Origin of the sequence: Thalassobacterium sedimentorum (assembly GCF_031127905.1) — a bacterium.
Classification (GTDB): domain Bacteria; phylum Verrucomicrobiota; class Verrucomicrobiia; order Opitutales; family Coraliomargaritaceae; genus Thalassobacterium; species Thalassobacterium sedimentorum.
On record NZ_JARXIC010000016.1, the window covers coordinates 65,518 to 78,303 of the forward strand.

Annotated in this window: 9 protein-coding genes; 1 reads left to right on the plus strand and 8 read right to left on the minus strand. The window is 50.3% G+C overall.

Annotated features, from left to right (window positions below):
- Positions 1-149: 149 nt before the first annotated feature.
- From QEH59_RS11025 to coaE, 8 genes are all read right to left on the minus strand, one after another.
- Positions 150-1,130, minus strand: coding sequence for a hypothetical protein (locus QEH59_RS11025; protein WP_308985426.1), 981 nt, complete (start codon positions 1,128-1,130; stop codon positions 150-152).
- Between the two features lie 77 nt (positions 1,131-1,207).
- Positions 1,208-2,605: a dihydrolipoyl dehydrogenase gene (gene lpdA, locus QEH59_RS11030; protein WP_308985427.1), complete on the minus strand. Its 1,398-nt coding sequence runs from the start codon at positions 2,603-2,605 to the stop codon at positions 1,208-1,210.
- 182 nt (positions 2,606-2,787) lie between these two features.
- Positions 2,788-4,041 carry a type II secretion system F family protein gene (locus QEH59_RS11035; protein WP_308985428.1) on the minus strand — a complete coding sequence of 418 codons (1,254 nt, stop codon included), beginning with the start codon at positions 4,039-4,041 and terminating at the stop codon, positions 2,788-2,790.
- A gap of 15 nt (positions 4,042-4,056) precedes the next feature.
- Complete coding sequence (locus QEH59_RS11040; RefSeq protein WP_308985429.1) at positions 4,057-5,745, minus strand: GspE/PulE family protein; 1,689 nt, start codon at positions 5,743-5,745, stop codon at positions 4,057-4,059.
- Between the two features lie 40 nt (positions 5,746-5,785).
- Positions 5,786-6,865, minus strand: a complete 1,080-nt coding sequence (locus tag QEH59_RS11045) for a type IV pilus twitching motility protein PilT (RefSeq protein ID WP_345785340.1) — start codon at positions 6,863-6,865, stop codon at positions 5,786-5,788.
- A gap of 44 nt (positions 6,866-6,909) precedes the next feature.
- Positions 6,910-8,631 (minus strand): GspE/PulE family protein, encoded by a 1,722-nt coding sequence (locus QEH59_RS11050; protein WP_308985431.1) that lies wholly within the window; start codon positions 8,629-8,631, stop codon positions 6,910-6,912.
- Positions 8,632-8,676: 45 nt separating this feature from the next.
- Positions 8,677-10,743 carry a transcription termination factor Rho gene (gene rho, locus QEH59_RS11055; protein WP_308985432.1) on the minus strand — a complete coding sequence of 689 codons (2,067 nt, stop codon included), beginning with the start codon at positions 10,741-10,743 and terminating at the stop codon, positions 8,677-8,679.
- An 80-nt stretch (positions 10,744-10,823) separates the two neighbouring features.
- The gene (gene coaE / locus QEH59_RS11060) at positions 10,824-11,444 is read right to left on the minus strand and encodes a dephospho-CoA kinase (RefSeq protein WP_308985433.1); all 621 of its coding nucleotides are present in this window, start codon (positions 11,442-11,444) and stop codon (positions 10,824-10,826) included.
- 164 nt (positions 11,445-11,608) lie between these two features.
- Here coaE and QEH59_RS11065 point away from each other — a divergent pair, with 164 nt between their 5' ends.
- Positions 11,609-12,583 carry a hypothetical protein gene (locus QEH59_RS11065; protein WP_308985434.1) on the plus strand — a complete coding sequence of 325 codons (975 nt, stop codon included), beginning with the start codon at positions 11,609-11,611 and terminating at the stop codon, positions 12,581-12,583.
- Positions 12,584-12,786 lie beyond the last annotated feature (203 nt).

Here is a 12,786-nt window from a genome sequence, read left to right on the forward strand (position 1 = left end):
ACATAAATAAGCAAGAGAGCGAAAATCTGTTTGGTAGGAATGTTTCACAATCGAGACACCTTCATACAGCAACGTCATGCGCCTCGAGAGCTGAAAGGTGAAGAGGTAACCAGCAATTAAGCGCCGTCAAGTGATAATGAGACTCTGTATCACGGCTCAAAGGCCCATTCCAACTGATCCTCTCCCACCAATGACCATGCGGCATAGCCACGAGCTCTTAGGCTCGCGGCGAATTCCTGTTGATACCCGTGGGTGGTGTAAACTGTTTGGGGCGCGACGACATCCACAAATTGCAGTAAATCAGGGAAATCTGCATGATCAGACAGTGGAATGACCTCGTCCACGCCATAGCGATACTTAGCGGAATCATTCATACCCCAGCCGCTCACCATCGCGACTAAGCAATCCTTACGCGGCAGTTTTTTTAACACAGCAGGCGGCATCACCACGATACTCTCACGCATATTAAGAAAATCCAATGGGCGTGTTTGTGGCATCACTTGCTCATAGGCATTATAGACCTGATTGATCGCTGCGATGCTCTTGTGCACCATCAAAGTCTGCGAGCGCGTGGCTAGAACCTTCAATACTTCCTGAGCTTTGCCCAAGCTGTACGCTAATAGAACCGGCGTATGCCGGTCCACCTGCGCGCGATCGCAAAAAGCATGCACCCGCTCACAAGTCGCCTCAAAACTGGGAAACACATACTCCGCCCGCCCAAAGGTAGTTTCCATCACCAGAGTATCAGCCTGTGGAATTTCGATACTCTCAGCGGAGAGTCCCTGACGCGTTTTAAAGTCTCCAGTATACAGGAAAGTATCTCCAGCATCCGTCTCTATATATACCATAGCCGAGCCGAGCACATGACCGGCAGGATAAAAACGCAGTCGATAGCCTGGGCCGACATAGACCTCACCGAAGGGTAATACTTTTGCACGGTTGGCCATCGCATTCCCATTACGCACCCGGATCAGGGCAATGGTCTCGGGAGTGGCCAAATAGCAATCATGGCTTGCTACATGGTCGCCATGCGCATGCGAGATCACCGCAAAAGACTTACGCTTACGCGGATCCAACCACAGTTGACACTCAGGCAATAGCAAGCCTCCTCGATCGATTGGCTTAATCATCAAGCTGGTATCATGACACAAAAAAGGCCGGACTTCGAGTGAATCCGGCCTTTTGAACAAACTAAGGGATCAGAGACTTAAATATGAATTGCTTCGCCAAATACAGACGCTGCCGCCTCCATCATCGCCTCACTCAGCGTTGGATGTGCGTGAATCGTATTGTGGATCTCTTCGGCCGTAGCCTCCAGCTTCATCCCCAGGCCATATTCTGCAATCATTTCAGTCGCATCGGAACCCACGATGTGCGCGCCCAGAATCTCACCATATTTAGGATCGACTAGCATCTTAACAAAGCCCTCCGGATGATTTGAGGCCACCGCTTTCCCCGAAGCTTGGAATGGGAATTTGCCCACTTTATACTCGATCCCCTCCTCCTTTAACTTCTTTTCAGTCTTACCAATCGAAGCCACTTGAGGCATACAGTATGTGCAGCCTGGGAACTCACGCACACGCTCAGGCTTACCGTGCCCGAACATGCCATTGACCGCTTGAATGGCTTCAAAAGTCGCGACGTGAGCCAACCAGGGCGGCCCAATAATATCACCAGCGGCATAGATACCTTTCACGGAAGACTCGTAGTTTTCATCCACCTTCACATAGCCGCGATCAAGCGCCAGCTTCGTACGTGGAGACAATAAGCCCTCGGTATTGGCCACCACTCCGATCGCGAGTAAAATAGAATCGGCGGTAATGCTCTCGCTCTCTTCGCCTTTGACCAGATCCATCTTCACATTCTTTGCGCTGACCTTGATATTCTCCACTGCAGTGGAGACACGGCAATCAATCCCACTTTCCTTAAAGGATCGCTCGACAACAGCAGCTGTTTCGTGGTCTTCAACAGGGAGCACTTGATCCAGCATTTCAACTAAGGTGACCTTAGTGCCAAAGGAATTCAAAAAGTAAGCGAACTCTGCGCCAATCGCGCCTGCACCTACAATGACAATGGACTTCGGCTGCTTTTTCATTTCCAGCGCCTGGCGAGAAGTCATCACACGTTCGCCGTCCACCTCCAAGTCGGGTAAACGACGTGGCTTGCAGCCTGTCGCAATCAGAGTCTTTTCAGTCGAGAGAATCTTCCCCTTGTCCTTCCCCTCAGTGACTTCGACCATGCCGGGCACATTGATAGTGCCCGTTCCGATGATGTGATCGACCTTGTTCTTTTTAAAGAGAAAGCCAATGCCTTTGGCCATCGTGTCTGCCACGTTGCGCGAACGGCCTACAATCTTCGAAAAATCGTAATCAACGCCCTTCACCGAGATACCAAGATCTTCACTATGCTGGATCGTATTATAAAGCTCTGCACTTTTAAGCAATGCCTTGGATGGAATGCAGCCCCAGTTCAAACAAGTGCCGCCCGGGCGCTCTTGCTCAACGCAGGCAACTTTTTTGCCAAGTTGACCGGCACGGATAGCTGCAGCGTAGCCCGCAGGGCCACCGCCGATGACGACGAGATCGTATTTTTTAGTCGATGACATAAGCTAAATTAAAAGCGTCAAGTTCGGCTCTGAGTCAATTCTTATCAAAACAGCAAATGCGGACACCATAGGCTAAGGAAGTCGAAAAGCGGTCTTTGCTCGCTCTATAGTGAAAACAGCGAAAAAAGCCCGTAGCACAGAGTGCTACGGGCTCGGAAAGAATTAACAGCGTGCCGGACGAATCAACCAGTCAACTGTTTAATGATTTCAACGATTGGCAAGAACAGCGCAATCACGATAAAGCCGACAACGACCGCAAGGAAGACAATCATCACGGGTTCGATGATCGAGGTAATACCGGCCACGGCGTTATCCACGTCTTCATCATAATTATCCGCAACACGATTCAGCATTTCAGCCAACTCACCAGTTTCTTCCCCGACGTCCACCATACTGGTCACCATATTGGGAAAAACCGGTTCACGAGCCATAGGAGATGCGAGCGACTCGCCATCACGCACACTATCGTGGATGCGTGTCAGCGCATTCTCGTAGTATTTATTGCCAGTGATATCTTTAGTAATCGTAATCGACTGTAGGATAGGCACACCACTGGAAAGGAGAGTACCGAAGGTGCGGGTGATACGCGCAATGTTAACCTTACGCACTAGATCACCAACCTTAGGCGTGTTAATAGAGAGCCAATTAAACATCTTGGAACCGAACGGCGTCTTTAAGAAGAATTTCATGCCAAAAAAGGCGACCACCATCAGCACCAAAGTGAGTACAATGTTATCTCGCATGAAATTACTAATCCCCACGACCAACTGCGTTGGTCCAGGCAATGCGGCACCTTCCAGCATATCATCGAAAATGGTCTGGAATTTTGGCACCACGACCACCATTAGCAGGGCCACAATAGAAACTGCAACCCCAACCACAACGATCGGATAGACCATCGCTGCTTTAACCTTTTTCTTGGTTTTGAGGGCTTTTTCCATGAAACCCGCCAAACGCGAGAGCACAACATCAAGCACACCCCCAGCTTCACCGGCTCGCACCATATTCACAAAGAGACGGTCGAAGATCTTAGGATGCTGCGCCAACCCATCCGAAAAAGAGTTACCCGACTTAACTTGATCGGCAATCTGCTCGAGCACCGCTTGAAAACGAGCATTCTTTTCTTGACGAATCATCACCTCCAGTGCGCGCAAGAGCGGCAGACCTGCATCTAGCAGCGTTGCCAATTGACGAGTAAAAGTGGTGAGATCTTCACCTTTGATGACCTTACCGAAGCCACCGGATTTTTTAGCTTTTTTGCTACTTTTAGTCGAAGAGGCTTTAGCGGGAGCGCTACCACCTGATTCAACAATTTTAGTCGGCATCAGACCGGAGGCGCTCAGCTTAGAGCTCGCTTCGTCCTGACTCGCCGCTTCGACTGTACCGGTTTTCTGCTTACCGTTGGCGTCAATCGCCGTGTATTTGAATTTTGCCATGGGGAGTTTGGAGGTTTATGTATATTTTAGAACTTCTTCGATCGTAGAATTACCGTCAAAAATGGCACGCAAGCCATCGTCACGCAAGCTTCGCATACCTTGCTCGAGTGCTTTTTGCTTAATCGTCAAGGTCGGCGCGCGGTTATTGATCAACTCACGAATCGCATCCGAAACGACAATCATCTCAAATAGACCAATACGACCGCGATAGCCAGTATTACTACATTCAGGACAGCCATCGCCGTAGTAGAAATCTTTGTCAGCAATCTCGAGTGGATCCACATCCAGCATCTCAATCAAATCATGCCCCGGCTCATACGCAGTGCGACAAGTGCGACAGATACGGCGCACCAAGCGCTGTGCCAGGATGGCTTCAAGCGAGGCGGAAATCAGGAAGGGCTCCAAGCCCATATCAATCAAACGTGTGACGGCGCCGGGAGCATCATTCGTATGCAGCGTGCTCAACACAACGTGCCCGGTTAGCGAAGCCTGAACCGCAATCTGAGCAGTCTCCAAGTCACGAATCTCACCAACCATAATCTTATCAGGGTCCTGACGTAGGAAGGCTCGCAAGGCACGAGAGAAGTCAAGGCCGACTTGGTGATTAACCGCAACCTGCATAATACCGTCGATTTCATACTCAACAGGATCTTCGGCAGTCAAAATCTTAGTCTCAACGTCGTTCACCTCACGCAAGGCACTGTATAAGGTTGTGGTTTTACCAGATCCAGTCGGCCCGGTAACAATAAAAATACCGTTGGGACGGTCCACAAGATCGCGAATCGTTTGCAGAATATCGTCTGGCAAACTGAGCGCCTCCAAATCCAGATTGACCACCGACTTATCGAGCACACGCAACACGACAGACTCGCCGAATTGAGTCGGCAGCGTGGACACACGTAGATCGACAGGACGCCCCGCAATAGTCATTTTAATACGACCGTCCTGCGGAATCCGCGTCTCCGAAATGTTCATATTAGACAACACCTTGACACGGGAGGTCACTGGAACCGCAAGGCTCTTGGGCGGAGGTGCCATTTCATACAGCGCACCGTCGATCCGATAACGAATACGGAACTGATCTTCAAAGGGTTCGAAGTGAACGTCGGATGCCTTATCCTTAATCGCCTGCTGAAGCACCAAATTCACAAAACGAATAATGGGCGTCTGATTCGCCATATCCGCTAAATCTCCCTCAGAGAGCTCGTCTTGGGAATCATTAAAACTTTCTCCCAAGTCTCCCAGGATGTCATCAATCGAGGAATCTTCTTCCCCGTAAGTAGAAGTCAGCAGGGAATCAATATGCTCCGGATTGCAGACCACTATTGTAATGTCCTTATTGAGCGTAAAGGTCAGGTCATCAATAATTGCGGGATTAAAGGGGTCCTGCGCGAGCAAGGAGACCGAGGTATCATCCACCTGATAAGGAACAACGGCGTACATACGAGCGACACTGGCGCGCACGGTGGAAGTAATCTCCTCCGCAATCTGATTCGGCGGCGAGGCTAAATACTCGTAACCGAGGTAGTCAGCAACCGCAGCCAGAATCTGTCCGCGATCGACAACACCCGAATCGATCACGGCATCTGCCAGTGACTTACCGGTATGCAGATGCGACTCGTTGAGCTCATCAAGCTGTGCAGGGTCGAGCAAGTCGGCACCTTTAATTATTTCGTAAATTGTATCGTTATGATCTTCGAACATCGAGGTAGGATCTCTGAATCGTCGGGGTTGAAAAAATGGTTTAAGTTGAAAATACAGCACCGTTTTCAATGAGCTTTTCGCGCATCGAATCCGAGTTCTGGGATTTGCCTAGCGCCTCGTCAGCACTAATTAAGTTGCGATTAAAGAGACTAAGCAAATGGGCGTCGAGACTGATCATACCACGACTCGCGCCAGTCTGAATGTCTGAGGCGATACGATAGGTCTTATTCTCTCGAATCAATTGGGCGATCGAAGTCGTTGTCACCATGATCTCAAATGATGCAATGCGCCCACCTCCGACCTTTTTACAAAGGACCTGAGAAATCACCGCAATAATTGAAGCGGCCAATTGAGTGCGCATCTGGTCCTTCATATCTGCAGGGAATGCATCAACGATTCGATCTACAGTACGGGCAGCACCCGTAGTGTGCAAGGTGGCAAATACCAAGTGTCCCGTCTCCGCGGCGCCAACGGCCGCCTCAATCGTTTCCAAATCGCGCATTTCACCCACCAGAATAACATCGGGGTCCTGGCGCAGTGCACCTCGAATCGCCGCGGCAAACGAAGTGACGTCATTTCCGACTTCACGCTGGGTGACAATGCACTTTTTATGATCATGAAAATATTCAATAGGATCTTCGATGGTGATGATATGACCCTCTTTATTTTCGTTAATCCAATTCACCATCGAGGCCAAGGTAGTCGACTTGCCAGATCCAGTCGGGCCAGTCACTAGAATCAATCCGCGTGGACGACTGATCAATTCCTTAATCTTATCCGGCAGGCCGATATCTCCCAGAGTGAATAAATCATTAGGGATCTGCCGCAGCACCATGCCATAGCAGCCTTTAGCCCGCATCACACTCACACGGAAACGCGCCTTGTTTTGATACGCAAAACCAAAGTCCGCGCCCCCAGTAGTCTTCAACTGCTCCTGATTGGAAACTGAAGTAATCGCCTTCATCAAATCCTCCGAGGCTTCGGCATCGAGCTTCGGACCTTCGACCGGCACCATCGAACCACTAATACGAAGCGTTGGCGGTTGATTCACACGAATATGCAAATCCGACGCACCCTGATCGACCATCAGTTCCAAAAGGTCATTCATTTCATAGGTCATCGTGAGCAGCTCCGGTTCAAATTAAGACGTATCTAATTAATCAATTAAATTGAATCCGACACAGTCGCATGCAGCACCTCATGCGGCACCGTCACGCCAGCCAACACCTTACGAATGCCGTCTTCCCGCATATTACGCATCCCCATCTCGCGAGCTTTATCGCGCAGTGCAACCAAGCTCGCCTCTTCATAAATCATCGACTGCAGCTCTTCATTGACTCTGAACATTTCAAAAATGCCCACCCGGCCACGGAAGCCAGTGCCATTGCACTTCAAACAGCCCTCACCTTTCATAAAGGAAGCATCCACAGCCTGATCTGAACGAATGCCCAGCGAGTTCAGTAATTTCTCATCATGCTCGCAGCTAGTACGACAATTAGGACAGTTGCGCCGCACCAATCGCTGAGCCAGTACCGCACGCACAGCCGCAGCCACAAGGAATGGCTTGATGCCGATATCAATGAGTCGACTGACCGCACTAGGTGCATCGTTGGTGTGCAAGGTACTGAACACCATGTGGCCGGTAAGCGCAGCGTTAATCGCGATTTCGGCAGTTTCCTTATCACGAATTTCCCCCACCATGATGATATTGGGCGCTTGACGAAGCATCGAACGCAAGGCAGCAGAGAAAGTCATCCCAACATCGCGTCGCACCTGAACCTGATTCACACCCGCCATTTCATACTCCACCGGATCTTCTACGGTGATAATCTTACGGTCGGGATGGTTAATGTAGTTCAACGCAGAATAGAGCGTCGTGGATTTACCTGAACCGGTCGGTCCGGTCACCAAAAACACACCGTCCGGAAGCGCGATGATCTTTTCAAAAGCAGCTTGGTCATCACTAAAGAAACCGAGTTCGGGCAAACCCAAGCGTAAACTTTCCTTATCAAGAATACGCATCACGATACTCTCACCAAAGGCTGTCGGCAACGTCGAAACACGAAGGTCAATGATTTTAGCGCCCACCTTAATATTGATACGACCGTCCTGTGGCACTCGTTTTTCAGCAATGCTCACATTCGACATCAACTTAATTCGCGAGACAATCGAAGGCTGCAGCCGCTTGGGCGGGTTTTCCACCTCGTGCAGCACACCGTCAATACGGTAACGCACACGAAAACGCTTTTCCAATGGTTCCATGTGAATATCTGAAGCACGGCGTTTCAGGGCCTCCGAAATGACCATGTGCACATACTTAATAATGGGCGCCTCTTCCTCACTCGCATTCTCAACCTCTGGGAGGTCGATCTGACTGGGCAAGGCGTCGGGATCTTCCATCCCTGAAAAAATGTCATCAACCTGCTCACTGCGCGCACCGTCATAATACTGATGTATCGCCTTCTCAATATCTTCGAGTGGAGCCACCCGGCAAACTATAGAGCGCTTGATCACGTGGCTAATGCTGTCGATCGCATCCATGTCGAGCGGATCAAACACTGCGAGCTCAGCCTCACTGTCATCCACCTCGAGCGGCACGACCTTATAGCGGTTCGCTAATTCATAAGGCACCGCTTCAAGCGCCTCGGATGAAACACGGACATCAGCCAGATCGACTGTCTCCATGTTAAACTCTTCGGCAAGCACCTGAGACACTTGCAGTTGAGTCACTGCCGCCTCGGCAAGGAGTGCTTCTAGAATCGCAGTATCTTCACTGCCCTCGTAACCGGCTTCGGTTACCTGAGCACGTGCAGATTCGATGGCACTGTCTTCGAGGAGGCCTTTATCAGTTAATAGTTGGAGAACAAATTCGTCGGCGGAAGTCACAGATAGATAAGTATCGGGGTGGGGCTTAAATGGTGAGAATAAAAATTAACGGGCGACGCTCATCAAGAACTCCGCATTAGTGTTGGTTTTCTTAATACGTTGAATGAGCATTTCCATAGCATCAGTCGACGGTAGGCCTTTCATAGCTCTGCGCAATGAATAAATTTTAAGCATTTCATCTGGATGATAAAGCAACTCTTCCTTCCGAGTGCCACTCTTATCCATACTTAATGCTGGAAAAATTCGTTTATCGGACAGACCGCGGTCTAAATGAAGCTCCATATTCCCCGTCCCTTTGAATTCTTCAAAAATAACTTCATCCATTTTACTGCCAGTTTCCACCAGCGCGGTGGCGATAATTGTCAAACTGCCACCGTCCTCAATATTGCGCGCAGACCCAAAGAAACGCTTCGGTTTCTGCAGAGCGTTGGCTTCCACACCACCGGAAAGAATCTTACCACTACTTGGCATGGTGGTGTTATAGGCACGCGCCAAACGGGTGATCGAATCCAGCAAAATAATCACATCCTTACCGACTTCCACCATACGGCGTGCCTTCTCAATAACCATTTCCGCCGCGTGCACATGACTTTCGGCCGCCTCATCAAAGGTCGAACTAATCACTTCGCCATTCACCTGACGTCGAAAATCCGTCACCTCCTCAGGTCGCTCATCAATCAAAAGTATAATCAAGTGGGCGTCTGGGTAATTCTTTTGAATAGAGTTCGCCATTCCCTGCATCAAAACAGTTTTACCCGTCCGAGGCGGAGCAACAATTAGTCCGCGCTGACCAAATCCAACCGGCGTCAAGCAATCAACGACACGCATCGAGAGGTTATCCCACTTCGCCTCCGAGTCAGCCTCCATCAGAATACGCGAAGTGGGGTAATACGGCACGCGCTCCGTAAAAGGCACAATCTCACTCAATGTCTCGGGGTCCTGCCCCATCACAGTCTCTACCTTGACGACAACCGGGCACGATTCGCCCTCACGATGCGGTTGCAGCTGCGCCTTCACAATGTGCCCCCGCTGCAAGCCATAGTGCTCGATAAACGACTGTGGCACATATGCACTCAGCGCCTTCACACGATAACTATCACGCTCATAAACGAGCAAGCCGCCCTCATTGTCCTCAAGGATCTCAAGCACTCCAGTAGTCAGAATCGCTGCCTTTTTCTCTGCAGCATACGCCACCAGCGCGTTGATCAACTGATCACGATTCGGCGCATGCGGCACCTTAAGGTCCAAGCCTGCCACCTCTTCGCGCAATTCCGGCAACAGCATATTATATATGCGTGTGTAGTCCAAAGGCTCGCCGCCACCCGAACGCAACTCATCAGCCAAGGCAAGCAGTTCCTCACGCTTAGCCAAAACCTCCCAATCCAACAAATCGCCAAATTCAATCGGAGTATCCTCCTCGCGGTTACGACGCCCCTTATTCTTATCCCAGCGATTCTTACCCCGCTTGCGCTTGTTGTTATTATTATTCTTATTATTCTTGTTAAATTTACCGTTGCCCTTGTGACGGTCATTCGGATGCGGCTGCCGCGGACCTGCTCCAGACGGCTTACCGCCTTCGGCAGCGTCTGCCCCGCGCGACTCACCTGCATTGGACTGACGCCCACGAGGTTCACGAGGCTCACGTTTTTCACGCGGCTCACGTTTTTCACGGGGCGGAGGCGTGCCCTTCCCCGCTGGAGCAGCCTCCGGCTCTTCAAACTGATCGACTTTAATGTTCGCACTAAAAGTCACCTCATCCCCAGAACTGGAACCAGCCACATCCGGCTGCTCGCGTATAACCGGCTGCTCGCGTGCAACCGACTTCTCGCCGCGCGGTGTCTGTTCAAGTGCCGCAGCCTGCACAGCAGCTGGAGTAATTTCGCCCGGGGTAAACATATCAGCCTGCGCGTCATCCACAAGCTTGCGCGCCGCACGTTTCTTCGTCGCCCGTTTTTTCACAGCCTTCTTGGCTGCCTTTTTAGCAGCTTTCTTGGCGCCTTTCTTAGCCGCCTTTTTCGCGGCCTTCTTGGTCGCACGCTTACGGGGCGCCGCTTCAGCAGCAGTGGAGGTATCCTCCAGAGGGAGGGCGTTGTTTTCTTCGTCAGAGCTCATGGCTGTATGTCTATAGGACGCTCAAGGCGTCGCTGGGTAAGTATTTTCAGAGGGATCAAGCAAATCAAAGTAATCCATCCCTATAGTGTGGTGATCTGCTCAATTAATCTCGTGGTTTGTCGTTTCAAAAATTCAAGGCTTCCGGCATTGGAGATAAGATAATCAGCGCGCTCGACTTTTTCTTCAAGAGGCATCTGCCGCTCACGGCGTTGCGCGACCTCCGCTCCCGTGTAACCTCTGGCAACCATACGCCGTTCAACTACATCAGGAGGACTTGCAACACAGACAGTTAAATCAAAGAGGGTTTCAAGCCTTTTTTCAAAGAGTAAGGGAATCTCCACCAACCAATCAGCGTCAGGCGCCTCTTCAATACTAGCTTGCCAGTGCTCTCGAACCAGTGGATGCAGGAGATCCTCCAGCCATCGAAGCTCGGACTCCTGCTCAAATACACGAGCAGCCACCGCACGCCGATCCACACCACTCCCGGTAAAAACAGCCTCGCCCCAGCGCCCACGTAATTGCGCTTGCACCTCAGTGTTCGCTGACAACAAATCTCGCACGACTGCATCCGATTCAATCGTGCGCCAGCCTGCATCGTTAAAAAAACCCACTACAGTGGATTTCCCACAGCCAATTCCTCCCGTCAACCCGATCAAACGAGAAGACAGTCTAAATTCGCTGACACTTGCATTGGTATCCATAAGATTATCGATAAAAACAGTAGGCGAAGGCGGATCGTAAATGACACATCCCCTTCACAAAATTCGCATGCTAAGTACCGATGCAAGGATGGACTTTTCTTTTTTCTAGCGGAGCTCCTTGTTTTCAACTTGCGCAGCCTCACTCCTAACGTCATTAAAATAGAATGAAAAACCCCTTCAGCAAGCCATGGACCGCCGCAGTAAAAACAACAAAAAACCTCACCTTACTGCTGACTATCTCACTGATTGCATGCCTTCCATTCACCTCGTTTGCAGCACCAGTCACAATCAAAGGTGCAAATGGTAGCGTCCTGGACTTCGCAGGCCTTCGCGAAGCCAACTCAAGTGGCGTATACCTAACCGTGACGGAAGGCCAACCGGAGATTTTTGTAGAGTGGGCTTCATTTGACCTAGACGATTTGCAAACCCGACAACCGAGCATCTATGCGGCCTACAAAAGGCTCCAAGCCGGAGAAGAACCGATCAACCTAAAACTCGGCATCTACAAAAACCTTCGCTCGCTGGAAACATTAATCGATCAAGTAAACAAAGAAGCGGCACAAGAAATCACCTTAGACGTGCCACCGATGACAGGATTCTTTGACATGTCTGGCTTTGATTCTCGCTATGACCGCAGCAATCTAAACAGCATTTACTCCTCTTGGGAACGTCGTTCTAAAAGCTACATGCGGGAATATGAACGCTTATTAGAGGAATTCTTCGAGCTCACGCCCGACGAAAATAAGCGCAGCTCTTGGTGGTATGGCAGTGCCGAGCGGCCTAAATACACCGTGATTACAGAGATCCGTCCACCGAGAAGCAGTGTCAGAAAACCGATCAGTCACTTCTTGCATTATTTCGCAGATCCAAGGTCGCAAAGCAATGCGATGCTCATCACATATCTGCGGGCAAACCCCAAAGTACACCAATCCATAGCCAAGGTATTGGATCAGCAATCACGCGACCTAGGCAGCGGCACAATTATGGGCGAAGCACACGAAATCACTGTATTAAAAGCCAACGTGGACACAGTCCGCGAACATCTGCATGGCATGCTAAAAAGCACCTCACTCAGTGCAGACTTTCAAAGGGATTTTGAACGCTACATCCACACTTGGAAAATCTCAAAGCAGACTTAGACACCCCATAAGCCTCACCAGCAGGTGCACAAATGCAGCAACAGAGGACAAAGCCCTACATCTTGACACCTCAGAGCAACGGTGCACTTCCTTCAAACACTGAATCTTAGCCCGTCCGGGACTGCTTTTCTAGAATAAACTACAACCTAGACAAGCAAGCATGCATCAACACTATAAGTGAAAGAACGTTCACCCCTCGTAAA

What these genes read in the sequence shown, in the direction of transcription:
- QEH59_RS11045 (WP_345785340.1), bottom strand. Translation starts at nt 6,865, where the DNA reads ATGACCTATGAAATGAATGACCTTTTGGAACTGATGGTCGATCAGGGT.
- QEH59_RS11035 (WP_308985428.1), bottom strand. Translation starts at nt 4,041, where the DNA reads ATGGCAAAATTCAAATACACGGCGATTGACGCCAACGGTAAGCAGAAA.
- coaE (WP_308985433.1), bottom strand. Translation starts at nt 11,444, where the DNA reads ATGGATACCAATGCAAGTGTCAGCGAATTTAGACTGTCTTCTCGTTTG.
- rho (WP_308985432.1), bottom strand. Translation starts at nt 10,743, where the DNA reads ATGAGCTCTGACGAAGAAAACAACGCCCTCCCTCTGGAGGATACCTCC.
- QEH59_RS11025 (WP_308985426.1), bottom strand. Translation starts at nt 1,130, where the DNA reads ATGATTAAGCCAATCGATCGAGGAGGCTTGCTATTGCCTGAGTGTCAA.
- QEH59_RS11065 (WP_308985434.1), top strand. Translation starts at nt 11,609, where the DNA reads ATGAAAAACCCCTTCAGCAAGCCATGGACCGCCGCAGTAAAAACAACA.
- QEH59_RS11040 (WP_308985429.1), bottom strand. Translation starts at nt 5,745, where the DNA reads ATGTTCGAAGATCATAACGATACAATTTACGAAATAATTAAAGGTGCC.
- lpdA (WP_308985427.1), bottom strand. Translation starts at nt 2,605, where the DNA reads ATGTCATCGACTAAAAAATACGATCTCGTCGTCATCGGCGGTGGCCCT.